General features: G+C 37.6%; 27 protein-coding genes and 1 pseudogene. 8 read left to right on the top strand and 20 right to left on the bottom strand.

Annotated features, from left to right (window positions below):
• Positions 1-120: 120 nt before the first annotated feature.
• Complete coding sequence (locus G6053_RS22795) at positions 121-501, bottom strand: hypothetical protein (RefSeq protein ID WP_165308617.1); 381 nt, start codon at positions 499-501, stop codon at positions 121-123.
• Positions 502-1,136: 635 nt separating this feature from the next.
• On the opposite strand from G6053_RS22795, the gene G6053_RS22800 reads away from it, so the two are divergent.
• On the top strand, positions 1,137-1,820 hold the full coding sequence (locus G6053_RS22800; RefSeq protein WP_206531801.1) for a hypothetical protein: 684 nt from the start codon (positions 1,137-1,139) through the stop codon (positions 1,818-1,820).
• Positions 1,821-1,955: 135 nt separating this feature from the next.
• Here the strand turns inward: G6053_RS22800 and G6053_RS22805 are convergent, their stop codons facing one another.
• From G6053_RS22805 to G6053_RS22820, 4 genes are all read right to left on the bottom strand, one after another.
• Positions 1,956-2,402, bottom strand: coding sequence for a hypothetical protein (locus tag G6053_RS22805; RefSeq protein WP_165308619.1), 447 nt, complete (start codon positions 2,400-2,402; stop codon positions 1,956-1,958).
• 436 nt (positions 2,403-2,838) lie between these two features.
• Positions 2,839-3,318, bottom strand: a complete 480-nt coding sequence (locus G6053_RS22810; RefSeq protein ID WP_165308620.1) for a hypothetical protein — start codon at positions 3,316-3,318, stop codon at positions 2,839-2,841.
• 35 nt (positions 3,319-3,353) lie between these two features.
• The gene (locus tag G6053_RS22815) at positions 3,354-3,590 is read right to left on the bottom strand and encodes a hypothetical protein (RefSeq protein WP_165308621.1); all 237 of its coding nucleotides are present in this window, start codon (positions 3,588-3,590) and stop codon (positions 3,354-3,356) included.
• Between the two features lie 201 nt (positions 3,591-3,791).
• Positions 3,792-4,238 carry a hypothetical protein gene (locus G6053_RS22820; RefSeq protein ID WP_165308622.1) on the bottom strand — a complete coding sequence of 149 codons (447 nt, stop codon included), beginning with the start codon at positions 4,236-4,238 and terminating at the stop codon, positions 3,792-3,794.
• A gap of 237 nt (positions 4,239-4,475) precedes the next feature.
• Between G6053_RS22820 and G6053_RS22825 the strand changes: the two genes are divergently transcribed.
• The gene (locus G6053_RS22825; RefSeq protein WP_165308623.1) at positions 4,476-5,738 is read left to right on the top strand and encodes a hypothetical protein; all 1,263 of its coding nucleotides are present in this window, start codon (positions 4,476-4,478) and stop codon (positions 5,736-5,738) included.
• Positions 5,739-5,790: 52 nt separating this feature from the next.
• Positions 5,791-6,249: a macro domain-containing protein gene (locus G6053_RS22830; protein WP_165308624.1), complete on the top strand. Its 459-nt coding sequence runs from the start codon at positions 5,791-5,793 to the stop codon at positions 6,247-6,249.
• Positions 6,250-6,403: 154 nt separating this feature from the next.
• Here G6053_RS22830 and G6053_RS22835 read toward each other — a convergent pair whose 3' ends face one another.
• The 4 genes from G6053_RS22835 to G6053_RS22850 all read right to left on the bottom strand — a co-directional run bounded on the left by G6053_RS22835 (position 6,404) and on the right by G6053_RS22850 (position 11,325).
• The gene (locus tag G6053_RS22835) at positions 6,404-7,021 is read right to left on the bottom strand and encodes a hypothetical protein (RefSeq protein ID WP_165308625.1); all 618 of its coding nucleotides are present in this window, start codon (positions 7,019-7,021) and stop codon (positions 6,404-6,406) included.
• Positions 7,022-7,328: 307 nt separating this feature from the next.
• Positions 7,329-8,567 carry a hypothetical protein gene (locus tag G6053_RS22840; protein ID WP_165308626.1) on the bottom strand — a complete coding sequence of 413 codons (1,239 nt, stop codon included), beginning with the start codon at positions 8,565-8,567 and terminating at the stop codon, positions 7,329-7,331.
• A 2-nt stretch (positions 8,568-8,569) separates the two neighbouring features.
• Positions 8,570-10,360: a hypothetical protein gene (locus G6053_RS22845; RefSeq protein WP_165308627.1), complete on the bottom strand. Its 1,791-nt coding sequence runs from the start codon at positions 10,358-10,360 to the stop codon at positions 8,570-8,572.
• A gap of 518 nt (positions 10,361-10,878) precedes the next feature.
• Positions 10,879-11,325 carry a nuclear transport factor 2 family protein gene (locus G6053_RS22850; protein WP_165308628.1) on the bottom strand — a complete coding sequence of 149 codons (447 nt, stop codon included), beginning with the start codon at positions 11,323-11,325 and terminating at the stop codon, positions 10,879-10,881.
• A 195-nt stretch (positions 11,326-11,520) separates the two neighbouring features.
• Between G6053_RS22850 and G6053_RS22855 the strand changes: the two genes are divergently transcribed.
• The 3 genes from G6053_RS22855 (at position 11,521) to G6053_RS22865 (ending at position 14,133) form a co-directional block, all read left to right on the top strand.
• Entirely contained in the window at positions 11,521-12,063 is a 543-nt protein-coding gene (locus G6053_RS22855; RefSeq protein ID WP_108635536.1) for a hypothetical protein, read from the top strand.
• 70 nt (positions 12,064-12,133) lie between these two features.
• Positions 12,134-12,880, top strand: coding sequence for a dienelactone hydrolase family protein (locus G6053_RS22860; RefSeq protein WP_165308629.1), 747 nt, complete (start codon positions 12,134-12,136; stop codon positions 12,878-12,880).
• A gap of 89 nt (positions 12,881-12,969) precedes the next feature.
• Positions 12,970-14,133, top strand: a complete 1,164-nt coding sequence (locus tag G6053_RS22865) for a PD-(D/E)XK nuclease domain-containing protein (protein WP_165308630.1) — start codon at positions 12,970-12,972, stop codon at positions 14,131-14,133.
• 527 nt (positions 14,134-14,660) lie between these two features.
• Here G6053_RS22865 and G6053_RS22870 read toward each other — a convergent pair.
• Entirely contained in the window at positions 14,661-15,107 is a 447-nt protein-coding gene (locus G6053_RS22870; RefSeq protein WP_165308631.1) for a nuclear transport factor 2 family protein, read from the bottom strand.
• Positions 15,108-15,236: 129 nt separating this feature from the next.
• Between G6053_RS22870 and G6053_RS22875 the strand changes: the two genes are divergently transcribed.
• Positions 15,237-15,866 carry a CPBP family intramembrane glutamic endopeptidase gene (locus tag G6053_RS22875; protein ID WP_165308632.1) on the top strand — a complete coding sequence of 210 codons (630 nt, stop codon included), beginning with the start codon at positions 15,237-15,239 and terminating at the stop codon, positions 15,864-15,866.
• Positions 15,867-15,980: 114 nt separating this feature from the next.
• Here the strand turns inward: G6053_RS22875 and G6053_RS22880 are convergent, their stop codons facing one another.
• The 6 genes and pseudogenes from G6053_RS22880 to G6053_RS22905 all read right to left on the bottom strand — a co-directional run bounded on the left by G6053_RS22880 (position 15,981) and on the right by G6053_RS22905 (position 20,015).
• The gene (locus G6053_RS22880) at positions 15,981-16,973 is read right to left on the bottom strand and encodes a nucleotidyl transferase AbiEii/AbiGii toxin family protein (protein WP_165308633.1); all 993 of its coding nucleotides are present in this window, start codon (positions 16,971-16,973) and stop codon (positions 15,981-15,983) included.
• Between the two features lie 4 nt (positions 16,974-16,977).
• The gene (locus tag G6053_RS22885; RefSeq protein ID WP_241254810.1) at positions 16,978-17,577 is read right to left on the bottom strand and encodes a DUF6088 family protein; all 600 of its coding nucleotides are present in this window, start codon (positions 17,575-17,577) and stop codon (positions 16,978-16,980) included.
• A gap of 89 nt (positions 17,578-17,666) precedes the next feature.
• Entirely contained in the window at positions 17,667-18,242 is a 576-nt protein-coding gene (rhuM, locus tag G6053_RS22890) for a RhuM family protein (RefSeq protein ID WP_165308634.1), read from the bottom strand.
• Between the two features lie 3 nt (positions 18,243-18,245).
• Positions 18,246-18,476: an SAM-dependent DNA methyltransferase gene (locus G6053_RS22895; RefSeq protein ID WP_206531802.1), complete on the bottom strand. Its 231-nt coding sequence runs from the start codon at positions 18,474-18,476 to the stop codon at positions 18,246-18,248.
• Between the two features lie 225 nt (positions 18,477-18,701).
• A pseudogene (locus G6053_RS22900) lies at positions 18,702-19,310 on the bottom strand (NADPH-dependent F420 reductase); the annotation flags it as partial.
• A 36-nt stretch (positions 19,311-19,346) separates the two neighbouring features.
• Positions 19,347-20,015 carry a hydrolase gene (locus tag G6053_RS22905; RefSeq protein WP_165308636.1) on the bottom strand — a complete coding sequence of 223 codons (669 nt, stop codon included), beginning with the start codon at positions 20,013-20,015 and terminating at the stop codon, positions 19,347-19,349.
• Between the two features lie 183 nt (positions 20,016-20,198).
• On the opposite strand from G6053_RS22905, the gene G6053_RS22910 reads away from it, so the two are divergent.
• Complete coding sequence (locus tag G6053_RS22910) at positions 20,199-20,990, top strand: SDR family oxidoreductase (protein WP_165308637.1); 792 nt, start codon at positions 20,199-20,201, stop codon at positions 20,988-20,990.
• On the opposite strand, the gene G6053_RS22915 is transcribed toward G6053_RS22910, so the two are convergent.
• From G6053_RS22915 to G6053_RS22930, 4 genes are all read right to left on the bottom strand, one after another.
• Positions 20,958-21,251, bottom strand: coding sequence for a hypothetical protein (locus tag G6053_RS22915; protein WP_165308638.1), 294 nt, complete (start codon positions 21,249-21,251; stop codon positions 20,958-20,960). The two genes, G6053_RS22910 and G6053_RS22915, sit on opposite strands and share 33 nt — an antisense overlap.
• A gap of 108 nt (positions 21,252-21,359) precedes the next feature.
• Entirely contained in the window at positions 21,360-21,824 is a 465-nt protein-coding gene (locus tag G6053_RS22920) for an ester cyclase (protein WP_165308639.1), read from the bottom strand.
• A gap of 119 nt (positions 21,825-21,943) precedes the next feature.
• Positions 21,944-22,528 (bottom strand): Crp/Fnr family transcriptional regulator, encoded by a 585-nt coding sequence (locus tag G6053_RS22925; RefSeq protein WP_165308640.1) that lies wholly within the window; start codon positions 22,526-22,528, stop codon positions 21,944-21,946.
• A gap of 258 nt (positions 22,529-22,786) precedes the next feature.
• Positions 22,787-23,530, bottom strand: a complete 744-nt coding sequence (locus tag G6053_RS22930) for a PDDEXK nuclease domain-containing protein (RefSeq protein WP_206531803.1) — start codon at positions 23,528-23,530, stop codon at positions 22,787-22,789.
• Between the last annotated feature and the right edge of the window lie 54 nt (positions 23,531-23,584).

The following is a 23,584-nucleotide window of genomic DNA, read 5'->3' on the forward strand; positions in this document are numbered from 1 at the left end:
CTAATAAAAATACTGGGCTCTTTGGGGCAATTTGTCTTATTTTACAGCAGGAATCTTGATAATCAGTACCAAGAAAAAACCTCAATGCAAATAATAAGGCTTCCTAGCTTCGTATAAACATTATTGGCGAACAATACTATCCTGTCCATCTTTTATATTGCTTTTGCCTTTGAGTTCCTGAAGTTCGAGCAGTAGTTCATTATAGAGTTGCATTAAATCATGATACTTAATCTTCAATTTGGCCAAGGTTTTCTCACAAGCCAGTCGTTCATTATTGGCAAGTTGGAGCGCATCGTTCAAATCTTCTATGACAATACCTAATTGTTCTATATTTTTCTCCAGTCTTTCAGCATAGGCTGCCCACTTATCGATCACCTTTCCCGCATTTTCAACATTGGTCGCCACAACTTCTGCCTCCTGTTTAGGTCTCCCAACAAAATAACCACCAATCCCGGTGACAACGGGAATAATTAATTTTTCTAAAATATCTAATAGTTCCATGTTGATCCATTTTTTTAAATAACTATTTTAAATACACTTATTATTGATCGTCTATTTTTATCCGAGCCAGTTTTATGAAAGCATTAACAATTTTGTTTTCTTATATCGTATTCTCTACACCTGATGCAGCAATAAGCAAAAAGACTTTTCAAAATTTATAAGCATTCACTTTTACTTCATAACCTGCTTTATTAGGCTGATGAAAGTTACTGGCACAAATTTATCTGATAAAGGGGTAATGGAATTGCATTAAAATATTTAAATAGGCGGTAAGAAAGGAATACCGAAAATCGCCATAATTTGTTTACCGTTGATAACATCAAATATTCGTATCCGTCCTACTAAGTCAATATATACTTAGTAGAACGGATACCTTTTAATTATTCCTTTATTTAACCTATTTTCAGCAACGAAATCTAGAAAGAAGTGCCATGTAACTCTATTTTTTTTAAAAAAAATAAACCTTCAACAGTAAAGATAATATGATAAAAAAAATAAAAATTTTAAGCTTGTTTTTTGTGATAATTTTCTCCTCTAGTAAAGGAATAAGCAAACTGAAATAGGGCCTTGGACAATGAAAAATAAAGATGCGGAAAAGAAGATAGCAACAGGCAAAGTGAAACAAATTTCTATTTATGTCTATGAAGCATAGCCCCAATAGGAAACTCCCCAAAAAAGGTGTATTAACAAATCGTACTACATATAATTCATTAGGCAAAGTGCTGGTATCCGAAATGTTCCTTTCCAATATGACGCTAAAAAATGCTTATGAATACGATCAATTCGGTAACTCAATTAAAATGATTGCCTATATTGAACCAAATCAGGTAACAGAAATATTGGGATGGGAATATGATGAGAACGGACATCAATTAAGGACCAAATATTACAATCCTGACAGAGCAGTAAAAAGAATAAATAAAAATGCAGGTAAAAAAGAGGGAAACGTCAAAATCGTTTATAATAGTAAGGGAGAAATAACGTCAAAATCAGAATCTTTATACGGTTCCATTACGAATACCCATATTGAAAGATTACTAGACCCCAAAGGCAATTTGCAATATGAAAATAAGTATATATTAAACGACAATTCTTTCGTCAAAGAATGGCGGGTGATTGATAATATTCAAAATAAAAAGTTTATCGTCAAATACACATATGATTCCGCTAACAATGAAATAGAATCCATTAAAACTGATTTCAATAATTCATTAATTGAAAAAACCATTTCGAATTATGACGAAAATAACCTAGAAATCGAAAAAATAACCGAATCTTTAAATCCCTCAAAAATGGAATTTAAATACGAATATTATTAATTTCAAATTACACTTGTCTATATACAAATAAACGCTAAGAGAAAGGGTCTGATGAGAATCAGGCCCTTTTGACGTAAAAAAGCCATATCTCACGAGGTGGCTTTACAACATTTATATATTTACTTGAGATGGTTCCTATTTATACGAATTAATCGATTTGGATACTTTCCATTCATTCCCCACACGTTCCAAAGTAACCAGGTCAGTCTTGGTGAAATTTTCAAATTTCAACGTCACCTTAGCAATCCTATAATCTACTGCCTCCTCAAGGATATCGGTGCTTACCACACAATTTAGCTTCTCCCCTTTTTGTTTTTTCAAGGATTTAACGACTCCGTTACGGCTGTGGTTTTGTGTATTGGAAGCTTGGATTTTTTGATTGAAATCTGTCGCAAATAACTGCTCCACGCCTGCCGACTCTCCTTCGGTAGTTACCGCAACATAATGTTCTAAAGCGAAGCCTGCTGTGGAAAGGTTAATGTTTGCTTTTTCAGTTTTTGATACTGACGTCTCAGCTGCCATAGCGAAAGTGGATACTGTGATTAAAGCTGCTGCTGCGAATGTTTTTACTAATGAGTTCATAATGTCTTTATTTTATTGTGTTAGTTCTGTTGTTCTTATTTGTTGATTCAAAACTACGACACAATATGCCCCTCGCCTATGGGCTTTAGACCAACGGACAGGAAAACTCGGTGAATGGCGGGAATGGGGAGATTAACGGACATCCATAGCCAAGTTTCCTTTTCTTTAAAGTTGCGACACAGGATTTATTTGCGTAAATTGGTATAAGAGGGATTTATAGAGAAAAGTTACCAATTCGAAAGATCATGGAATCAATCTTTAGAAAACTAATGTACTATCTGATGCTTTTGGAAGTATCATTTATATTTTTTCGTTGTATAAATGGAGAAGATGATTCTTTTACTAGAGGGCTTTCAATTATGCTAATATCCCAAATAGCAATAGTAGTTATGACATTATCAAAACAAAAAAAGAGTAGTTCAGACGATAAAGCTACTTAAGGCTTGATATATTCTTGATAACTCTTTTTGAGGTACAGGATAATATCATAGTCGGACATGTATTTCGCTGTATCAATATTCGGGCGGTACAACTGCATAAAAGTTTGTAGAGAGTCCCCTTTAAGGCCCGTCAAATTTTGAACCATAGGTTTTGAAAAGATATTATCAAGATACTGCTCTTCTTCTTTCTTTATCAATTTCTGTTGGAGCTTGGATTGAGGGTTACGTTTTTTCCCCAACAAAGAGATAACAGAAAGCACATCAACACTTATCAGCGAGGCGGTACTATTGCTCGCCTGATTAGGGCGTCTCGGGACATTTGAAGAATAGTTTTTGGTGATGAAAATGTCTTTAAATTTGGGTTTGCTATAATTGAAGGTCTTGGCAAATTCTTCCCGAAACTTTAAGGAATCAGCCTTATAATTTCTTAAAGAATTGATCTTGACTTCATCCAACAAAATTGCTGTTTGCTCCATATATATAACCAGATTATCAAGATTGCTATTACCAACTATATATTTCTCCTCACGATATCCGATTGAAGAAAAGGTGATTGTATCTCCAAGCTTAATGCCCGACAATGTAAAGTTGCCATTACCATCGGAATAGTTGCTGCGCGAAGCACTTTGATCGAAACACCTATAAGAATATCACCCGAATGCTTATCTTTAATCGTACCTTTCAGATCTTGTGCAGAAGATAAGTTTGTGATAAAGAGCAATAGTAGCAACAATTGTAGTCTACTCATTTTCAGTTAGTTTTACAATAAAAATATTATAAAACTAAACATTAAGCAATGTTATTAACTCTTTTTAACGCATGACGCTTTGGTAACAACCTCCGTCTATACAAATAAAAAACCACATCTCCCGACGTGGCCTTAATAAACATATGATTCACTAGTGATCTGACCTTATACTGATCTTGGCAAACCACTAGTTATTGGATACTATTTGTATGAATTGATTGATGTGGACACTTTCCAGTTGTTACCTTCGCGAACCAAAGTCACCAGATCAGTCTTGGTAAAATCTTCAAATTTTGAAGTCACCTTAGCAACCATATAATCGGCAGACTCTTCGATAATGTAAGTTTTTACTGTACAGTTTAGCTTCTCTCCTCTTTGTTTTTTCAAAGATTTGATGACTGCTTCACGGCTGTGGTTTTGTGCGTTGGATGCTTGGATTTTTTGATTGAAATCTGTCGCGAATAACTGATCTACTCCTACTGACTCACCTGCGGTCGTAACCGCAACATAGTGGTCAAGGGCAAAGTCTGCTGTGGAAAGATTTACGTTTGCTTTTTCAGTTTTGGATACTGGTTTGTTAGCCGCCATAGCGAATGTTGATATTGCGATTAAAGCTGCTGCTGCGAATGTTTTTACTAGTGTTTTCATAATGTCTTTTTTTATTGTGTTAGTTTTTTAGTTCTTATTTGTTGACTCAAAACTACAACACAATCAGCCCCTAGCCTATGGGCTTTAGACTAACAGACAGGAAAACTCGGTGAATGGCGGGAATGGGGAGGTGAAATGGGTTGCATTTCATAATAATTTTGCTCATATTCATTCTCCCAACAATCCAAGTGTGAAGTGGATGATTGGGACTTCTATACGACATTTTAAATAATGAGCATGTTTAATTTTTTCAAAAAAAATAAACCTAATATTCAGGAAGAGTGGAATAGTAAGGGCGAGCAATACACCTCTGCAATAAATAAAATGGTGGAATTTGGAGAAAAAAATGGTTGGGAAAACTGGAAAGGAGAAGAACCACAGGACAAAAGAAACCATCTGGCGAATGAAATCCTTAGTCTCCTTAGAACGGCAAATCGAGAGCAAAAAACTGACCTATTCCGAGAAAGTTTTCCACCTGCTCACGAACCATTCATACCATTTTTGGAAAAACAAGGGCAAAGCATAGAAATGCTTCATTTTATAGACAATCAAAAGATTGTTTTTCTGACTGGCACATCATATCAGAAAAGACAGGCCTACATACTGGACAATGATATAATTCTGGAACTAGAAGATAATATCACTGCAATTGGAAAATCCAAACGCGGTAATATCTTTGCAATAGCGGTGTTAGGAAAAATTTCTACTTATAATGGCTGGGAAGGCCCATTGATTGCCGAATTTATACTTAACGAAACCGCTGAATTTGGTATCACCGAGCTTGTTCCGTTTAACGATGGTAAAAAAATTCTCCTGGTCACTTCTGAAGGAATCTATCTAATTGTCAAAGATGCCGAAAAGCTGATCCATCCGCTTAATGAAAGTAATGATGAGGATTGGTCTCCCAATATAGACATGGAAAATGCAACTTTGTCTAATGACAACGCTTATATTGTTGCGGGTGACCAGTGTTATGACCATGCTATTATGGATGCGGAGGGAAATACTTTAGGAAATATTGGCCCACAGTCTTCTTATCCTCATTTCTGTCTTTTTTCACATGATGATGGCCAACTGATTACCAATTCTTGCCATTTCTATAGTGGTATAACGATCGGTATAGATGCTGATAAACTAAAGGGAGCGAATGTTGAACCATATACCGAAAGCGATCAATACAACGTAATAGATGGCAACATGCGGGTGTATGCTGGTGTAGCAATTGACGACTATTATATTCTTGGGGATGCCTACGGTTATATAAAGGCCTTTGATAAAAATGGGATAAAACGTTGGCAACACTTTCTAGGTTCGACAATAAGTGGAATCACTGCTTCAGATGATGGCCATACATTGTGGGTAGCCTCTTGTAGTGGTATGATCCATAAACTTTTATTGGGTAAAGGACACCGGGATAAACACACCATCGGTGATGGAAACCATTACGAGGAATTCAGGCTGCTGATCTGGAAAGAGGAATCTCAACCCCTGAAATGGTAAAAGGACAATTTCTTAAAAATGACTTGAATAACGGAATAAAAACTAAAAAAGAATGATTACATACTTAGAATTCGGAAATATATTCAATTTATCAGATGTAAAAAATTATGCTCATGGCTGTAACTGTGCAGGAGCGATGGGGAAAGGTATCGCTTTACAATTTAAAGAAAAATATCGCCAAATGTATTTGGAATACAAAAAGCGTTGTAAAGATGGTGATTTTAATCTAGGTGACGTTTTCGCTTATAACTATGGTGAAGGAACTGTTTTCAATCTTGGCACCCAAAAAAGCTGGAGAACCAAAGCGGAACTCGATGCTATTGAAGAGTCATTTCAAAAGATGCTTGCATATGCCCGCCAAAATAACATCGAAAAAATAGCCTTGCCAAAAATAGGGGCTGGTTTAGGAGGTTTGAATTGGGAAGATGTAAAATCTATAATTGACCGACTTGGTAAAGACTACCCGGATATTGACCTTATCGTAGTAGAAAATTACAAGAACCACAGCTAAAATGCAGTGGCCCATAAAATCGAGATAAAGGATGATTTTGAAATATCGAGCAATAATGGAATAATTTCCAGGACATTCAACAATTTAGAAATTGAATACAGAGGCCTGTAAATGGGCTGAGAGGCTTGCTTATCATTATTGTTGAAAGTAAAAATCACCTTATGAACATTATAAGACGTAATATGATTAGACTCAAAACAATTAAACATATAACAAGCGGAACAATTATGCTTCTTTTCTTGTACTTTATTCCCTTCAAATATTGATCCCAAAACCCAAACTGCAATACTGCTGCACCTATTCCATATAACAAAATACCAGTGAACCTGCTTTGATCAAAATAATCTTTAAATTCTTTGTATACTAAAATTAGCGCTATCGTATAACCAAATCCAAAGAGGAGAGTCATCACCGCTTCTTTTTTCTTAGATAATGTGAATAAATTTATTGCTAACAATATAGCGCCTGTAAATAATCCGAATAGTATACTAAAATACCAAATTGCTCTTTGTGAATAGAAACTGACTGTAGCTTTTTTAGTATCTTCGTCAATATCCCATGTGTTAAGGGCGTTATAATCAAGCTCTTCTTTTTTCTTCGATTCTATTAGTTGACTTATCTGAACAATTTCTAATTCTGAAAAAAAGTAGCCTCTTTTTTTCAGAATATCGAAAGCCATTTCTATAGCTTCAGGGACTGATCGGGTATCTTCTGTAATATACCGTAACAAATCCTTATCGGATAACTTTTCTAAGACTGATCTTTTTACCATAAATCTAATATAACCAAACTGCCTGCTACAATTCTCAAATTTTAAAATAACAGTACTAAATTATTAATTAATCAGGCAAGAAGAACAAAACTCGGAGAAATAAAATGGCGATTTGGAGGACACGATATCTGGGTAAATAATGATGGTTTCCCTGTGATAACTATACTTGTTTAACAAAACTTATATTATCGGCGAAAAACGCCGATAATAAAGAAAAATATAAACAAAGAAGTCTTTTTGACAAGTAAGTATAATATCATTACTTCTTAATTTTAGACAAATGGGAGGTAAAAAACTTATATTGATATCATATCTGAATTGACTCGCCGTATTCGTCCGCTTTACCAAAAAGGTAATTAGCGATCGATGCGCTATTTTTGACTCCATCTTCCGGACGTACAAAAAGCTTGATATACTCGAAAAGCGAACCGCAGCCCGCAGTTTCAAACAAATCCCGAAGCCGCTGATCATGCTCAATATCATAATCCAAAAACGCGGTGACCCGGTCTATCATCAGATATTTAGCGTCTTCTTTTTCCAATCCTATGATCTCCTTGAGCTTTGTACCCTCGGGAGTACCTTCATTTGTCAGAAAAAGAAAGGTACGTATGATCCATTTATCACCATGATAGCTCACCAGAAAATAGCCAACCTTGTGTCTGGCACAATAACAGGCGATGAGTACCTGCCCACGATATACGATTACCTCGGGTGTACCATAAATAAAAGTCTGGGCAAGGTAAATCTGTATGAAGCCTTTGGGACTATAGGTGCGTTCTTCGAAACGATTGAGCGCATGATGCTGTATATAGAGTGGTTTGGCTTCCGCATCGGAAATATGGGTGATACCGAACCTCGCCGGATCGAATTGTATCCATTGTGTCCAGTCGCCTACGAAAACCGAAGCATCACCGATGGCCACAATTGGTCTTGCAAAGCCATCGATCTCCTGCTTATCCAATTTGTTTTTCAACCTCCGCAAACGGATCTGATTTCGCCCGCCGGGCTTAGTCAGTGCCAGATCGGATACATCAAACTGCAAGGTACCTTTGATAGGATCATAAAACTGCTCGTTCGTAAAGCTCAATGTATAAAAAGCTCTAGTCTTCGTTTGAAAAAGCCAGTCTCCAGAGGTCAGATAAGGCGCAAAAGCAGTCCTCATCTTGACATGCTCTTTAATACAGTGGCTAGAAAGGAACTCGACAAAATGAACAATAAGTGCCAAATCCGTAAAAAAAGTCGAAATAAAAATCTGCTCGCCCGATGGTAGGGTGAGCGTGCATTTTTTGATAAGACCAGTAATGCTTGCCCGATAGCTTTCTCGGCTCTGAGTGTCGGCAATAACGTCGTCATCAATAATGATCTTTAGTGCCGGATAACGGTTTTTATAAAACTGAGCCAATAGCTTTGGAGAAAGCATCTCAAAGTAGCCCGGACCGACCATTTTTTCGAAAAGTAGTTTAATCGACTTGATATAGGCGCGATATCTTTCCTGAGTCTCTTTAGCGGTATTGACTGGAGCTTTGGTTTTCTTCTTCCTTTTCATATTTAACTTTCCCCTTCTTCATAAGGAGTTTGAGCGGCAATAATCAATGATTCGGCCAACAGCATAAACATATTCTTTTCCGTCTGTGATTCCATGGCATAGCCAATATCAAGAAATGCTGGCACCATCTTGTCGTATATCTCCTTGGTTTGTCTAACTTGTTGCTCCACAGCTTCCATATCATTGCCTGACCGCATATAAACATGCACCAAATAGCCAAATAGCTCATCCTGCTTGCTGCTGTAGGACTGATCATACCAGTTTTCGTTGGTTTCTTCCAACACCATCACCCACGCACTTATTTTATTAAACTTTTGGCTCTTGACATAATCCTCCTGATCTGTGAGGTGGTGGATCTCAAACAGCAACAGCATGATGACATCGTTCTGCTGGTAAGCATGATCAAGGATACGGATCAGATCGCTCTTCTTGATATCACCCGTATCAGTAATGGTGAACTCATCGGTCATCTGTTGCATAAGGGTATGATAAAGCTCCACCACTTTTCGGGGTTTGTCCATTTCGCCTTTTTCTGTAAAATGCGATAAGGGTGTAAATCCGAGATGGTCCTGCAGGTATTGGTCCATGATGGCCCCGCTCTCTTTACTTTCGTCCAGTTTGTCCAGGGGCAAATCCAAATTGGGGACGAACATATTCAATATCCGGCCAAACTCTTGTAACCCCAGATCACCGGCATAGGGCTGCCCGGTATAGCGGGTATAAAATTCGAGCTGATCTGGGCCTGGGGTAGACAGCTCAAAGGATTGATCACAGAGAGTAATAATCGCCTCGGCCAGGGTTTGCTCCTCATGCTCGGTCAGGCTAAATCTTTCCTTCTGCTCATCCAATTGTGTTGCCATCCAGAAATAGGTGTCAGCCAGGACATCTGCCGAATCGCCCATAACTCGGTGATAACAGGCTTTGACCTGCTGCATAAGTGCTTTACTTTTATTTCGATCCGCTTTGAGACGTAGATATTCTTCTTTGAATTCATAAAACTTTTCGATCAGCTGATTTCTATTATAATAGCGTGCTATGCTCCATAGGTTACTATTTTGCTCCTCAGAAAATACATTATCTTCCAAATGAGCGAAAGCACTGTCAAAAGTTCGTTTGACCGCATCTGTAGGCGGGGGCTCCACGCTAACGGGAATATCTAGACATCTGAGCAAGAGACATTCGCACAGATGGGTAAAGCGCTGGTCGCTTACCTGATAGGTCCTCACTTCAAGTAACAGATCATCAATGGAGTCCAATAGTTGTTGGTCAGCCCTTCCTACAAAAAAATCTAGCGAACCTTGAGCCTTTGTAGCGACATCCATCGCCAGTTCACTCAAAATCGGATAACGGTCTGCCATTTCCAGTAAATGGCCGGGCCGGATATACAGATTCAAGTAGTCAGACTCGCTCTGTGCCGGTTGATGAGCCATGATTTGATCATTCTGCCAGAATAAACGACACTGTCGCTTAGTAACGCGGTGTTGCTCCTGCCCATGTGCAAACCTTAAAAGGCAGTCCTCAGACAATTGTATATGAAAGGTGACGACTGGCTCCGCTGGAATAGTGTATATTTTTTTTTCATCTTCGGTAAAACTGGCGAAGAAGCAGGCGGTAATATTGTTGCCATAGAGGTAGTGGCATTTGATGGTGGAATCTCCAAAAATATATTCCTGAAAATCTATAATGGTGCCCTGATCTTTTAAACTAAAATTGGAGTATGATGTGGGAGCATCTGGCTTATCACTGAGAAATACCTCTAAGATGGGATGTTGATCTGCTGACTGTTGGTTCATATTGGATATCGGTTAAATAGCTCGTGATTCCCATGGCGCTGCTGTGAGAAATCACAATAAGTTTATAATCGAAAAATATAGCTTAACGATCAGTCAATGATCTGACTGATCTGTTTATAACTTTAAGGTAGTAATATTTAATTAATTAAACAAAAAATCGCAGTAAATTGTGACAGAGCGTATCAATCTGACAGGCAGATTTGGAACAATGGTTTAAAAAGATATTTTTTATAAAACTATTTCAAATCGACTGTTGTTCTTATAATACAAAACGGCTACAAGCTACCTTTCGAAAGAAAGGGCCGACATAAAAATTGGCGTCGTACAGTGAAAATCCAATTGTCTTCAAAAACTTTGGATGACGAAACAAAAAAGAGGAAACGATAGGAAACATAAAAATTACTGTACAAATAAACGCTAAGAGAAAGGGTCTGATGAGAATCAGGCCCTTTTGACGTAAAAAAGCCACATCTCACGAGGTGGCTCTACAACATTTATATATTTGTAAGGGATGGCTCTTATTTATACGAATTAAACGATTGGGATACTTTCCAGGTATTGCCCTCACGTTCCAAAGTAACCAGATCAGTCTTGGTAAAGTCTTCAAATTTCAAGGTTACTTTGGCAACCATGTAATCCGCTGACTCTTCGATAATGTCAGTTTTTACTGTACAGTTCAGCTTCTCTCCTTTTTGTTTTTTCAAGGATTTAACGACTTCGCTACGGTTATGATTTTGTGCATTGGATGCTTGGATTTTTTTATTGAAATCTGTCGCAAATAACTGCTCCACGCCTGCAGATTCACCTTCGGTGGTAACCGCAACATAGTGATCTAGTGCGAAGTCTGCCGTGGAAAAATTAACGTTTGCATTTGTTGCTTTTGCTCCTGGTCCTTCAGCTGCCATAGCGAATGTTGATACTGCGATTAAGGCTGCTGCTGCGAATGTTTTTACTAAAGTGTCCATGATGTCTTTATTTTATATTGTTAGTTCTTTTGTTCTTATTTGTTGACTCAAAACTACTACACAATCAGCCCCTAACCTACGAGCTTTAGACCAACGGACAGGAAAACTCGGTGAATGGTGGGAATGGGGAGGTGAAGTTTGTGTTTAATATCTTAACAAATGAATATTTGGTTATCTTTAAGAAAACATTCTAATATGGTTGACCTAACACGCAGAAAGGTACTTGCGTATCATTTAAGACATTTAGTTGTCGGGCTTATTAGCAATGATGAGTTTGAAGAGTCAATTACTGACGATGTCTCTTTCGGCTGGCTGCCTGAACAATATTATCATTCAAAAGAGGCAAAATCTGATGATCCTATTATAAGGCCAATGCTCGAGCTAAGCTGGTGTTTGTATAGCGACTTAGAAAATCGTAAACTTACGGGTAAATACCAACTTTCGGATAAAGAACTAAAAGACATTGCTCGGATTATTTTATTCCTGAATTCCGATTTTGAGTACGAGTGGCCCTACTTTGATCGTATAAATCTGTTAATACGGTTATCATTTAAAGACCTGTTATTTACTGTCCTGAGCTTGGGACAACATTATAACGTGAAATTAAATGAACGAAAGAAACAGTATGAAGCATTTAACAATACGGGCGATCACGAGCTATGGCCATTTATAAGCAAAGAACAATATGAACAGCAATTGAGAAAACAACCCTTTTTATGGGGAAAGAAACCCGATTAAATTTAGCAAATAATTCCCTTTGCTCGTGCAAAAGAAACTGTATTCAGAATAAGGTTCACGTCTAATTACAATGACTATCCAATTATCTATCAAAATTTTCAGTTCAAGGAACTATCTACTTGCCAGCGTTCTTTTAATTAGCTTTTTTGGCTTTTTTAGCTGGCAATCCTTTGCACAAGAAAAACAAAGAGTAAATTACAAACACCTGACCTATCTCCCTAAAAATTATAATACAGATACTTCCAAATATCCACTCGTTATTTATCTCCACGGTGGATCTCAAAAAGGAAATGATCTGGAAAAACTAAAGATCTATGGTCTTCCCTATTTAGTAGACAAGGGAAGGGATTTCAATTTTGTTATGGTCGCACCCCAATGTCCAGAAGGCAAATATTGGTCTACAGAAAATTGGTTTGATTCATTATACAATGAAGTAACCTCAAACTACCACATCGATAAAAGTCGCGTTTATCTGACCGGAATAAGTATGGGTGGCTATGGGACCTACATTACAGCATTAAATCATCCTGAAAAAATCGCAGCTATTGTTCCATTATGCGGTGGTATAAATGACAGTGACACCAGTCGCATTTGCACGCTCAAAGACATCCCCATCCTGACATTTCACGGAACCGCTGATGCTGATATCTCCATACACGAAACAGAACGAATAGAAGAATCACTTAAGAAGTGCAATGGCGATATCACTTTCCATCGACTCGAAGGTGAAGGACATGGAATTCAATATCTTTATGAAACTAAACCTGAAATTTATGAGTGGTTATTGAGGCAGAGGAAGGCGATGAATATTGAATAGCCTTAAAGCAAAGGTTAGAATAATGTTTTTGAATTATGTATATTAGAATGCACTAGTTCTAAAAAATGTCATAGTTATAACCGCTTAACATGATTACTACAGAAATACAGAATATCTTCGAATTCATTAGCTTCCTAGACTCAAACAAAAAGAATTATATAGGAAAGTATTTACCAATTTGTGAAGAGCTTGAAAAGTTAATTGGACAAAGGAATCAATTAAAACCTCACGACAATTACCGCGATAAACAGCAGTATGATGTCCTTCAAAAGGAAATAAGCCCTAAATTCGAGATTCTCCTTTCGAAGGTTTATCACCCTGTAATGGATAAATTGGCCGAATTAGATATTTGGTCCGGAGACCGAGCGCTTGCAAGCATTAGCAATTACGTTTCATCCGCCGCTATTAACTTTAAATCTACCTTTGAGTCTGTTGATGTTCCGATAATAATCGCATACAAGAATAAGTATCTCAATTTCAGAAAAGAAACAAATTCAAATTTCCTTACGCTGGAATTAGTGTTCTCACTGTTGGATAGAGATCTAAAGGAACTGTTCGATTATTTCAAAGATTCGGATGAAGATGAATTCAACGCTTTGATGGCTGAATTGATTCAATGCAACTCTTTAGAAGAAGCGATGAGGTTACACCAAGAAAATCCATCGCAAAATAAAAGGTTTTCGATTCCCTCTCTAAATGTTCCAAATGCCGCTAATGAGAATAGTGAGCAAATAATAGAGATAGATCGTTATGGCATGCTTACACATCCAGTTAAGAAAACAAAAAGTTCATTTGAAGAGGCGATCTATCGTATCAAATTACTGAAGAGATTCATCGAAAACAACAATGGCAATAGGGCCTTCAAGAGCCCTGAAAATCAAAATGAATCTGCGTTTCAATTGGTTTTCAAATCCATTTGTTCGGATTCAATCTGGGATATAAATTCAGAAGTTAACAACGGAAGAGGGCCTGTCGATTTTACCGTTTCCAAAGGTGCTAATGACAAAACAGTAATTGAACTTAAGCTCGCAAAAAGCTCTAAGCTTAAACAAAACCTCCAATACCAAGTTGATATTTATAAAAAAGCTAATCGTACAGATCAATCTGTAATTGCCATTTTGCACTTCAATAAAGCCGAGCATAATCGTGCGGTAAAGATCCTAAAAGAGCTAAAGTTAGATAAACTTAAAAACATTATACTGATTGATGGCGAAGAAAAGCCTTCGGCTTCGAATGTGAAAAATACAGATTAATTTTTGGGGACTGTCCCACCAAGTGTGTCAATAAAAAATACGGAGGAGAACTATAGGGATTACACAAACCTGCTGCACAAGTCTTCTGCGTACTATAAAATCTTCTTGTATTTACGAGTTCCGGAACTCGAATTTCTAAGACATTCCAATACTGGTTATACAATGCAACTCAAGCTAATTCAAGTCATCAAAAATATTTTACTCCAATAAAACTATTTCACATCTGCTACTGTTCTTACTATACAAAACGGTTACAAGCTACCTTTCGAAAGAAAGGTTCAACATAAAAATTGGCGTCGTACAGTGAAAATCCAATTGTCTTCAAAAACATTGGATGACGAAACAAAAAAGAGGAAACGATAGGAAACATAAAAATTACTGTACAATAAAACGCTAAGAGAAAGGGTCTGATTAACGTCAGGCCCTTTTGACGTAAAAAAGCCACATCTAACGAGGTGGCCTTAAATAAACATATGATTCACTAGTGGTCAACTTTTGTAATCGAACTGACCACTAATTATTAGAGACTATTTATAGGAGTTGACTGAACTGGATACTTTCCAGTCGTTACCTTCGCGCACCAAAGTCACCAAATCAGTTTTAGTAAAATCCTCAAATTTTAGGATCACTTTGGCAACCATGTAATCTGCCGACTCCTCGAGGATATCGGTGCTTAACACACAGTTTAGCTTCGCTTCTTTTTGCTTTTTAAAGTATTTTACAATTTGATCGCGGCTGTTGGTCTTTGCATTTGCCGATTGAACCTTTTGGTTGAAATCGGCAGTAAATAAATGCTCTACGCCTGCTGACTCTCCTTTAGTAGTGACTGCAACGTAGTGGTCAAGTGCTAAGTCTGCTGTGGAAAGGTTAACGTTTGCTTTTTCAGTTTTTGATACTGGTTTGTTGGCTGCCATAGCGAAAGTAGATACTGCGATTAAAGCTGCTGCTGCGAAGGTTTTTACTAATGAGTTCATAATGTCTTTATTTTATATGTTAGTTTTTAGTTCTTATTTGTTGACTCAAAACTACGACACAATATGCCCCTAGCCTATGGGGTTTAGACCAACGGACAGGAAAACTCGGTGAATGGCGGGAATGGGAAGATGAAATATGCCGATTATCGTTTTATTGGTTTAATAATGCTGTTATCTTTTATTGTTCCTTTCATGTTCTTGAATAAAAAGGGTATGAAGGCCATTGGGTGGAACAGACCTAAAAGTTATACGTGGCTGTGCATAGCTTTTATTAGCGGTTGCTTATATGCTTATTTGTTATTCCTCCTGGGTAAATCCCTTTATCAGGACAGTTATCAAAACTGGTATGTATATATCGCGAATTCTTACAAGATTCCCTCAGATTTAACGATAGAGGCAAAAAGGCAAATGTTCCTCATCATGGCTGGTACAGGAATGTTATTTAGTCCCTTTGGTGAAGAACTTTATTTTAGAGGGATAGTTCATCAAACCTTTGTTTCGAAATTTGGAAATCGTGGAGCGTCAATAATAGATAGCTCGGCGTTTGCCTTAACCCACATTGCACATTTCGGACTAGTATACCTGCAAGGCGGTTGGCATTTTCTTTTCATACCCGCACTCATCTGGTGTTTGTCAATGTATTTTGTGAGCAGACTGTTTTACTTCTTCAAGGTGAAATCAGGAGCTATTTGGGGAGCTATAATTTGCCATGCAGCTTTTAATCTGAGCATGATTTATTGTATATTTTATCAGTTATAATATCAAAAGCGTCTAAAAACTTAGTAGAATCATATAGATTGCTGTGATATCTAACGGTTATTTTATCGTGATTATATTTTCTTAATCGCTTAGAATATTTTGCTATTTTGCCCCTTAACGATTCATGCTATCTTGAATTTTTCTGATACTTATTAGAAGATCCTCCCATGTTAAACTTTCTCCCACTATCATATTTTCACGCATGGCTTTATAATCCGCCCCCCACTCTTTTATTACCTCTTCAGGCGGAAGGATCCTTAACCTCCCTTTTTGATGGCTGGAATAGTCAATTCCTCGTAGTGGAGTGACTGTTTTGCGATGTTGGACTATTGTGTTAAATAATTCTTCGTCTTCAATGGCTTTTGCTCCAAAATCAGTATTCATAATCTTATCTATATCATAGAAGTGCCTAGTTAGCCTATTAGTCCTGATTTTATCAATCGGCTTAGAGAACTCTTCATGTAATAAGAGAACTTTTTCTATAAAGGTCCGTGTAGGAATTACAACCTGAACATTAAAAGCTGGCTGAGCAAATCCTGTATCTTTATAATGCTCATCTATAAAAGATAGGACCGACTGTATTTCGAACGGTTCAGTTAGCGATCTGGCGCCCATTTCCAAGAGTACTCTTTGTTGGATATATGCGTGACCGACTGGTGCTATCGAGTGGTAATAAATTTCCAGCGTATTAGGATCGCTAGTATCGTCTACATGAGTATTATAACGAATTTCATAGGAATCCTTAGGAACTCCCAATTTTTCCAATTGGATGATCAATTCCTCTCTAAACTCATTGATAATAAAACCTCCGGAGGCTTTTCTCAGTCTTTTTATTTGAGATTTTGAATCTAATTCGTCGAAACCTAATAGATGTCGGTCGATTATTAAATCAATGTCTTCTGAAAAACGATCTATCAGTTGATATGCCTTGCTTAGTGATGTACCGCCTTTAAAAATAATAAACTCAGCATATTTCGTTGCAAATACAGCCTTCAAGACGATACAGACCCACCAGTCTTTTTCAATAACAAAAACTGGTAATCCCATTATACTGCTTAATTGATCTAGAACAAGGCTCTTTTGTTCCGTGTTAAGATTTAGCCACATAATTTTAAGATTGATAAAGCTTATTTATTTCTTTCTGAATCCATACTGGCGCATATTTCAATTGAGAATCAAGAACTTGTTTTTCTATCTTTTTGACTGAATGTTTGACCGTGCTTAAGAATTCTTCAGAAAGTCCCTCTTGACCTTGTTCTTTAAATGCCGAAACAACCAAATGCAATAAACCATCTTTTATAGCAAAACTTTTAGGTACAGTATGTTTAAATTTGATTGTACGCTTACCGATTTTGATATCCCGTTGTGAACCATCTGTTAGATAAACGGCTTTTAGCGGCACCTGCGTAGTCAGCCCTAATAAATACAACGCTAATACTCCTGTCGGAGCAATACGAGCTTTGTCTCTGTTCGCAATCTGATTTGCAATTTCTTCTATATTGGGATAGACAACACCTAACAAAGGGTCTTGTTTAGGTTTTAAATAAATACCCTGCGCCAAACGAACCAATAGATTATCTTTCTCTAATCGGGAAAGCACCTTTCGGATGTTGGCAGATGTACCCAATCGAGCAAAATCATCAGCGAAAAACAACCCACCTCTTCCTGATTTAATAATCTTTTCTTTTATCTTATTTACAACGCTTTCCAAAACATAAATTAGTTAATTTTGTCACAAATTTAGTAAATATTTGTGACAAAAAACATCGAAAAATACAACATTAGATTCATCCGCAGGCCTCACGAAACTAATAAAACTAAAAGAGAGCCTAAGTGTTGTGAGACCTCCGTCTTAGGCTCGTAGTCAATACTGGTCGCATAGATATCCAAGACTTTGCGCCAAAAGACTTTTTCGGATGAGCGTATATCACGGATACGAGCCAATAACTCGTCAAAGTAATTTCCGCCCCCGGCTTGCTTCAGCAGCTCATCATTCATCGTAAAGCCTTTGACAATATACTCGCGCAAACGTGCAGTAGCCCATTGTCTGAACCTGGTACCCTGATGACTTTTTACACGGTAGCCTACAGAGATAATAACATCGAGGTTATAATATTTTACCTCACGTTGCTGCGTTTTATCTTCGATTGCACCGTGCTGAGTGGTATGTCGGAAATTCCGACATACCACTTCCTCCTCTAATTCTCCTTCTTCAAAAATATGCTTAATATGTTCCGTAATAGTCGTCCTTCCTTTTTGGAATAGATCGGCCATTTGCGCCTGTGTCAACCAGACCGTTTCCCCCTCTAATCGTGTCTCAATGCGTGTAACACCGTCCTCACTTTGATAAATAAGTAAATTACTCTGTTTCTCCATAGCCTAAAAGTTTAAGATAAATTGTTGAGCAATTTTTGTTGATACCTCCCGCTGATACCGCACTTCTTCAAGGACCGCATCTTTAGCCGTTTCCAACAAAGAACCGATACGACGTAATACGTCAAAGTGGGGAATAATATCATGATATTTACCCCGGACATATACGTCGCGAAGGCAATCATCGGCAATGGACCAAATAAATATAACTAATTTATTATGAGTAGTATGAGTCATCTATATATCTAAAATCACTATGGCTTGACTACAAATTAAGCTTTTTTTTTAACTGATTAGCAATAAATGTTAATAACATTATGATTTATCATTGGTTTGTGACATTTCAGATAAAAAGCACAATATGTCCAAAATGGTCCAAGACAAATCATGAACTGGCATTTCTTTACATAATCTCATTTTATGTAAAACTCCAAATCTAATCCGTTTGCTGGTATTAACCGACTACCTCGGTAGTTTGATGAAATTTTTGGTTATCAGAGGACCTCCTACCTGTTGAATGGTGCTTTCGGCAAGTCCTCCTAAATCAACACCTGCAAAGTTCATCTTTGTAAGTAATTCCATCACGGTCTTTTTTGCATCGTAATTATCTCCTGATAAGAAAATTACACGGTTACCCCCTCCTTCATTCGGGTCATCTGCTAATATTGCCGCCTCCACAGTATTGAAGGCTTTGATAACCGCTGCACCATCTGCTAACTCTGAAACGATTTGACTTGATGTTTTGCCATTCAAGTCCAAAGGTTTGAAACCAGGAAAACTTGCTGCGTTCGTTGTGTCAATTATAATTTTACCATGCCACGGTGAATCGATTCCTTTAAGAACAGATTCAACCTCAGACCAAGGTATTGACAATAAAATGATATCACTTTCCAAGGCCTCCATCTGAGTCCCTGCTCGTACATTTGACCCGAATTCCTTCACAGTTTCGCTGAGAGAAGAAACACCGGATCTATTACTCATTACTATTTCATATCCTGCCGCAGATGCATGCTTAACAACAGCTTTTGCAATTCTACCGGCACCAATTGTTCCTATTTTCATATTCTTATTTTTTAGAGTTTTTTGTCTATGTCCGGAATCATTTGATTACACCCCGGACGATGAATCCGGAACGGTGGCCAAAAGTTGCCATTCCCATAATAGGCTCGTTCCTACGTTACCTGAATGGTCAATTAAAGTATTCGCAAGTTCAGGTACAGTGTCTGTGCGTGCCCAATCACGTTGTAATTCAGCTCCAAATACGCCCCAGGTTATAGGGACTACTCCGGCCATAATCATGCGCTGAATAGCCATTTCATGTGCCTCAAGGCTTACTCCTCCCGAAGCATCTGTAACAACATATACTTCATAGCCCTCTCCGGCAGCCTGAATGGCTGGCATCGCAAGACATATTTCAGACCATAATGCAGCGATTACAATTTTCTTTTTACCTGTTTTCTCTACCCATTCAATAACATTTTTATCTTCCCATGCATTGATCCAGGTACGATCAAGTGGTTTTTGTTCAGGAAACACTTCTTGTAATTGTTTGAGCAGTAGTCCCCCTCTATCCTCCATGACAGTGGTCAGTAAGGTAGGTACTCCAAATACTTTAGCCGCCTTGGCCAATCCCACGACATTATTGATAACTGTTTGCGAGTCATGACTGCGCAAACCTGCAAACTGAAAAGCCTGATGATCAATAAGGATCAATGCACAGTTATCTGGTGTTAGAAGCGCTCCTAGTCCCGCTTTTGGATTTTTTTCTGTAGCCATGATTTGATTGTTTTAATGATTGAAAATATAGATGCAAGATGGGTGATTATCCGATCAATTGAGATGATTTACAGCATGAAATTGAATTGATCTATATCAAGTTGATTTTTTAATCTGTATCAATAATTGTCCGAAGATTATGTCGCTATTTTGTTTAATCAAATCACCTAAAATACCACAGCTATGATCAATAACGGCAACACCTATAATCTACAGTTAACCAGATCTAGATTGAAAGAAAAGGTCGCACTCATCACCGGTGGTGGATCAGGTATCGGAGAAGCTACTGCTAAGTTATTTACCTCCGAAGGCGCATCCGTAATGATTACTGGAACAAGGGAAGAAAAATTGAAAAAAGTTACAAAAGATATTCAAAGCAACGGAGGTAATACCCTATATGCCATTCAAGATGTTTCTAAAGAAGCAGACTGGGAGAAAACCATACAGGCACTGATCAACCGATTTGGAAAGATTGACATCCTTGTCAATAACGCGGGTATAACAGGGGATCTGCTGGCTTCTTTGCCCGACAGAACTGCTGAAGAGTTTATGCAAGTATTATCAACCAATTTATTAGGTCCGTTTCTAGGGATTAAGACTGCTGTACCTTTTATGCAGAAAGGTGCATCTATCGTCAATGTATCCTCCATTGCGGGTATCACAGGAAATGCGGGTGGAAATGCTTATACAGCCTCGAAAGGTGGATCACGAATGCTTTCCAAAGGAGCTGCCATCGAATTGGCAAAACAGGGTATCCGTGTTAACTCCATCCATCCCGGATATGTAGAAACACCGATGGTACAAGATATGCGTGACGCCAATGCTTTTAGGGAGATGGCGGTAGGCAGTACGCCTTTAGGACGAGGTGCAAGTCCCGATGAAATGGCAATGGGTATTTTATTTCTCGCCAGTGAAGAATCTTCCTTCATGACCGGGGCCGAACTAATTATTGATGGCGGTTTTACTGCTTTCTAGTGCTAACCGTATTGCATTGATACGCTTTTGCAAAAAAGAGATCGCCATTTTTTCTTTTGGAATATACCAGTCAAAACCATGTACTGCTCCGGGATAAATTTGTCCATCATCCTGTTCTGGTGTTCCTCCCATCATCCTACCACCATCAATCCAGTAAAACACAGGTAATGGTCCTTCCACCTGTAAAAGATAATAGCAACGTAATCTAAGATTTATTTCAGAGTTCTGTAATGGAATAGGTCTATTTTCAATTCGAACCATAGCATTGTAAGGCGTAGGAATAATAGACCGGATTCATTCGCAGATCAAAATGAAGATCAGATAGTAAACTACCTTTTGTATTTTCTAAATCCATAACTAAAAAAAGAGTTAATTGTACATTGAAGACGGTTCCACATCTTTTGGAATATCCTGTATAATATCCCAGTGTTCAGCAATTTTCTTGTCTTTAATACGCCAGATATCCATAGACATTTTGCCATGATCCCCCGGAAAATCCTGTGTATAACATTGTATCCATACGAGGTCACCCTCTGCGGCTATCCGCTTTATGTACACTTTAAACTCCGGGAACTTACCGAAAAGATGCTTGTTAACCGCATCAATGGTTTCATCAATTCCTTTACCAGAATAAGGATGATGATTTATAAAATCAGGATGCATCATTTTTCTTGCTTCTTCCAGGTTCTTATCGTTGTAAAACGTATAGAAAAATGTAGTTGCAATTTTTTTGTTCTCTTCCTCTTGCTTGTGGTTATTTACCTTTTGTGCGAGGGTTTTATATTGGATTCCAAGTACTAAAGCCAATATAAACATGAAACTTATTCTTTTCATTTTCAAAAATGATTTGTTTATCAAAGATGATAAGACCAGAAATAAATAAAAATGGTGCACAACAAAAATTTCACTTGATATAGATCAAGTATGGAAAGAGAAAATGGTCTCAATGTATACTATTGACGTCCTATTTGCTTACGGACTCTGCTAAATGTTTCGGGGCTGATTCCAAGATAGGACGCCAACATATTTTGCGGAAATCTTTTTAAAAAATCAGGATAATTTTTAATCAGGTCTTTTAGCTTCTCTTCAGCAGTATAGTTCATAGATGCTTCTATCCGATGTTGGGCAGCAATAGAATGTCTTTCATCAAGAATGTGAGCCATTTTAAAAAACAAAGGCGATTGTTCTTTCACCCAGTTTAACTGATCATTTGTTGCTATCATAAGCTGACAGTCTTCCAATGCATCAATATTATATTTCGTAGGCTTCAATGACCTTAGGCTTTCCCTATCGCTCATCCACCAGCCTTCTATACCAAATCGGACAATATGCTCATTTCCTTTATCATCAATTGAATACTGACGCATCGCTCCTTTTATGATGAAAGCCATATATCTGCATACAGTGCCTTCATGCAAAAGGAATTGTTTCTTTTTCATTGCTTTCAAAGTAAATGCTTCTTCGATAAGCTGGAATTCTTCATCGCAGATAATGCTTGAAGTAATTGTATTAAGGTATTGTCTAAAAAACTGATACATACGCTGAATTTCCTGAATAGATTAATACTTATCCACCATAAATTTTAATAAAAAAATACCTCAATTATTCCCGACTGATTATTCCATTCTATGAACTGAGTTTAGCCTAATTTTATTCCGAAATTATTCTGGTAGGAAGTAAAACTAAAATACAAAAAATTATAATAGGAACTGACTTTAATCCATGGGAATTGAAATTGTGAGCGTTGCAGAAAAGTAATTTTTCTTCTCAAAAGCCTCCCATGGACTATTGTTTTCTTACAATACCGTTTTGTACTTCGAAGCAAACAGCTGCTTATTCTCTTTTAAAACGGAATATTTTATGATAGTTTCATCCTTCTCGGCACAAAGTATAATGCCAATAGTCGGATTATCGTCTTCTCCACGCTTCAGTGCATCAAACATACGAACGTACATATCCATCTGGCCAATATCACCATGGCTGAGCTTGGTTGTCTTCAGATCAATTACCACAAAGCACTTGAGCAGATAGTTGTAGAAAACTAAATCCACATAAAAATGGGAAGTTTCCGTACTGATGCGCATCTGACGCTCGACAAAGGAAAATCCTTTTCCCAATTCAAGTAGAAACTTTTGCAAATTGTTGATCAATGCTTTTTCTAAAATAGACTCTTTTCCAGTCAAATCTTCAGGCACATCCAAAAATTCGGCAATATAAGGGTCTTTAATAAAATCGGCCGGATTATATTTCTCCAGATCAGAAAGTGCTTGAGCTTGTTGGGTAGAAAGTAAGCGACGATAGTAACCGCTCTTGATATTCCGTTCCAATACACGGGATGTCCAATTTTGCCCTGTGGCCTCCTTGATATAATAGTCCCGTTCACTGGGGTCGTCGATCCTCATAATCAAACGGATATTTGTCCAGCTAAGATTCGCTACGCGCTGCGTAGAGAATTGGTCAAATTCAGGGAACACTTGGTAGAACTGCCTCATGTTCCATAAATTGGCTTCTGAAAAACCTTTACCTAAAGCATCTGACAAATATTGTTCTTATTCGTTGACTCAAAACTACGACACAATCCGCCCCTAGCCTAT

Origin of the sequence: Sphingobacterium sp. DR205 (genome assembly GCF_011064245.1) — a bacterium.
In the GTDB taxonomy this organism is placed as follows: domain Bacteria; phylum Bacteroidota; class Bacteroidia; order Sphingobacteriales; family Sphingobacteriaceae; genus Sphingobacterium; species Sphingobacterium athyrii.

What these genes read in the sequence shown, in the direction of transcription:
- G6053_RS22795 (WP_165308617.1), bottom strand. Translation starts at nt 501, where the DNA reads ATGGAACTATTAGATATTTTAGAAAAATTAATTATTCCCGTTGTCACC.
- G6053_RS22800 (WP_206531801.1), top strand. Translation starts at nt 1,137, where the DNA reads ATGTCTATGAAGCATAGCCCCAATAGGAAACTCCCCAAAAAAGGTGTA.
- G6053_RS22805 (WP_165308619.1), bottom strand. Translation starts at nt 2,402, where the DNA reads ATGAACTCATTAGTAAAAACATTCGCAGCAGCAGCTTTAATCACAGTA.
- G6053_RS22810 (WP_165308620.1), bottom strand. Translation starts at nt 3,318, where the DNA reads ATGGAGCAAACAGCAATTTTGTTGGATGAAGTCAAGATCAATTCTTTA.
- G6053_RS22815 (WP_165308621.1), bottom strand. Translation starts at nt 3,590, where the DNA reads ATGAGTAGACTACAATTGTTGCTACTATTGCTCTTTATCACAAACTTA.
- G6053_RS22820 (WP_165308622.1), bottom strand. Translation starts at nt 4,238, where the DNA reads ATGAAAACACTAGTAAAAACATTCGCAGCAGCAGCTTTAATCGCAATA.
- G6053_RS22825 (WP_165308623.1), top strand. Translation starts at nt 4,476, where the DNA reads ATGTTTAATTTTTTCAAAAAAAATAAACCTAATATTCAGGAAGAGTGG.
- G6053_RS22830 (WP_165308624.1), top strand. Translation starts at nt 5,791, where the DNA reads ATGATTACATACTTAGAATTCGGAAATATATTCAATTTATCAGATGTA.
- G6053_RS22835 (WP_165308625.1), bottom strand. Translation starts at nt 7,021, where the DNA reads ATGGTAAAAAGATCAGTCTTAGAAAAGTTATCCGATAAGGATTTGTTA.
- G6053_RS22840 (WP_165308626.1), bottom strand. Translation starts at nt 8,567, where the DNA reads ATGAAAAGGAAGAAGAAAACCAAAGCTCCAGTCAATACCGCTAAAGAG.
- G6053_RS22845 (WP_165308627.1), bottom strand. Translation starts at nt 10,360, where the DNA reads ATGAACCAACAGTCAGCAGATCAACATCCCATCTTAGAGGTATTTCTC.
- G6053_RS22850 (WP_165308628.1), bottom strand. Translation starts at nt 11,325, where the DNA reads ATGGACACTTTAGTAAAAACATTCGCAGCAGCAGCCTTAATCGCAGTA.
- G6053_RS22855 (WP_108635536.1), top strand. Translation starts at nt 11,521, where the DNA reads ATGGTTGACCTAACACGCAGAAAGGTACTTGCGTATCATTTAAGACAT.
- G6053_RS22860 (WP_165308629.1), top strand. Translation starts at nt 12,134, where the DNA reads ATGACTATCCAATTATCTATCAAAATTTTCAGTTCAAGGAACTATCTA.
- G6053_RS22865 (WP_165308630.1), top strand. Translation starts at nt 12,970, where the DNA reads ATGATTACTACAGAAATACAGAATATCTTCGAATTCATTAGCTTCCTA.
- G6053_RS22870 (WP_165308631.1), bottom strand. Translation starts at nt 15,107, where the DNA reads ATGAACTCATTAGTAAAAACCTTCGCAGCAGCAGCTTTAATCGCAGTA.
- G6053_RS22875 (WP_165308632.1), top strand. Translation starts at nt 15,237, where the DNA reads ATGAAATATGCCGATTATCGTTTTATTGGTTTAATAATGCTGTTATCT.
- G6053_RS22880 (WP_165308633.1), bottom strand. Translation starts at nt 16,973, where the DNA reads ATGTGGCTAAATCTTAACACGGAACAAAAGAGCCTTGTTCTAGATCAA.
- rhuM (WP_165308634.1), bottom strand. Translation starts at nt 18,242, where the DNA reads ATGGAGAAACAGAGTAATTTACTTATTTATCAAAGTGAGGACGGTGTT.
- G6053_RS22895 (WP_206531802.1), bottom strand. Translation starts at nt 18,476, where the DNA reads ATGACTCATACTACTCATAATAAATTAGTTATATTTATTTGGTCCATT.
- G6053_RS22905 (WP_165308636.1), bottom strand. Translation starts at nt 20,015, where the DNA reads ATGGCTACAGAAAAAAATCCAAAAGCGGGACTAGGAGCGCTTCTAACA.
- G6053_RS22910 (WP_165308637.1), top strand. Translation starts at nt 20,199, where the DNA reads ATGATCAATAACGGCAACACCTATAATCTACAGTTAACCAGATCTAGA.
- G6053_RS22915 (WP_165308638.1), bottom strand. Translation starts at nt 21,251, where the DNA reads ATGGTTCGAATTGAAAATAGACCTATTCCATTACAGAACTCTGAAATA.
- G6053_RS22920 (WP_165308639.1), bottom strand. Translation starts at nt 21,824, where the DNA reads ATGAAAAGAATAAGTTTCATGTTTATATTGGCTTTAGTACTTGGAATC.
- G6053_RS22925 (WP_165308640.1), bottom strand. Translation starts at nt 22,528, where the DNA reads ATGTATCAGTTTTTTAGACAATACCTTAATACAATTACTTCAAGCATT.